Genomic DNA, 1,939 nt, shown 5'->3' on the forward strand with positions numbered 1-1,939 from the left:
CGCCCATGTCCCCGCACGATATTCCCCCGCTGATACCAAACCCACCCGAGAGGGATTGGGCACACTACAACACCAACCCCGACCCCGATGCTGGCAGTACTGGTAAGCGCCGGCGTGCAAGCATGCCATCTGCACGCGACGTGCTGGCGTTGCCGGTAGTCAGGCTTGCACCCGGTGCCACGCTTGTTGATAGTGAGTTGGTCATGCCGGATGCCGCGGCAGTCATATTCGTCCCCAACACTTTAGATCGCGGGATGATCACCTACAGCGATACCCAGAAACAACAGATGGTCAGGATCTACCAGCAGCTTCCCCATGGGGCAAAGGGGATATGGCTTGACCGTCAAGGAATCTATTACTCCAAGGTGATCAGATGGTCGAAGCGTTTAGATCTTGGCACGTTTACCCAAAAACAACGCGCCGCAGTCTATACCGGGGCAACCACACCAGTACCGGTGGTGTTAGACGCTGAAGCAATCATCTCACTTGTCCACCAGTATGTTGTTGCCCCGCATGGGGCAAAGCAGGCACTGCTTGATAAGCACGGCATCGTCAAAGACACGATGCGCCGATGGATCGATAAAGTCGCAAACGGCACGATTGCCCACTACACGCATACAAGAAAGGCAGAACCCATGAACACGCCTACAACCACCAACAACGACATGGTCACCATGTCGCGTAAGGAATACAACGCGCTGCGCCGCGAGCTTGATCGAACGCGCAAAGAGCTCAAGCTGTGGAAGGACACCAGTGATGTGCTGGGAAAAGCTATAGCGTCTCTGCCAAAGAAACATGGCGGGGACTCAAACGCGGCGGGAAAATCCTCACAGTAGAACAAACGCAGCACTATGAGGAAGGCCTACAACAAGAAAACGAGCTCATTGAAGCACTTGTTGGTATTGGTCACTCAAACACGAAAGCCTGCAAGGTGTTAGGTGTGGCCCGTTCCAGGCGGTATTACCAGGACAATCCCCGTCCGAAGACGCAACATCCGATCCCGCATCGCAAACGCAACATCAAACGCTTAACCGGTGGACAAGTCAACGATATTTGTGCCTTGTTGGATGCTAATCCGTATTCGAGTGTGGATGATGTCTTCTACCACGCATATAACAATGGGTGCTATATCGCCAGCTTGCGTAGCTTCTACCGGGTTGCCAAAGCGCACGGCAAACTCTTGTCACAGCGCCACGGTACAAGCAGAACACGTACGCGACGTGCCGGCGGGAAGAACCAGCCCCCGCATGTTGAAGCATATCGGCCAGGTCACGTGCTGTGCTGGGATATCACCTATCTTCCAGGCAAGTACACAAACCAGTGGTACGCCTGCCATACCGCAATCGATCTTTACTCCCGCGCCGTTGTCGGCGCAGTCGTTACCCACCACGAGGACTCCCGCGCAGCACGACATATGTTTGAAGAAATCTTTGCCACACACCCTCATGTCGACACAGTGCACTCTGATAACGGGGCGGCGATGACCAGTCGTAGCCTTGGTGAACTTTTTGATACTCACCAGGTCAAACGGTCGTTCAGCAGACCGTCAATCAGTAACGATAACCCGCATATGGAGTCGTTGTTTCACACGATGAAAGGCGTGGCCTACTACCCAAAATCCTTTGCCAGCATTAAGCATGCAGCGAGCTGGGTTGATGAGTTTACAACGTTGTATAACCACCGGCCCCACAGCGGGATCAATGGGTACACACCGCAAAGCGTGCTCGACGGCACGTGGCAACAGATGGAGGCCAACCGGCGAGATGCCGTCGAGCAAGCACTTGCTGATGGGCTCATTACCGCGCGACCGAAAACACCGACTGGGTTGCCTGAGAAAGTCACGATTATCCGCACAACAAGTAAGACCGCGCCGACGCCGTGTGCGTTGATGATGCATTGTTAACCATGATTCCAGTCCACAACCACTTGACACCGAACG

General features: G+C 54.3%; 2 protein-coding genes. Both read left to right on the plus strand.

Annotation, left to right across the window (positions count from 1 at the left end; genetic code table 11):
* A partial coding sequence (locus tag BJP07_RS11515; protein ID WP_255365976.1) for a hypothetical protein occupies positions 1-836 on the plus strand: 836 nt, incomplete at its 5' end.
* 104 nt (positions 837-940) lie between these two features.
* Entirely contained in the window at positions 941-1,903 is a 963-nt protein-coding gene (locus BJP07_RS09675) for a DDE-type integrase/transposase/recombinase (protein ID WP_071567266.1), read from the plus strand.
* Positions 1,904-1,939: the final 36 nt, after the last annotated feature.

Source organism: Corynebacterium sp. NML130628 (assembly GCF_001875665.1).
Taxonomy (GTDB): domain Bacteria; phylum Actinomycetota; class Actinomycetes; order Mycobacteriales; family Mycobacteriaceae; genus Corynebacterium.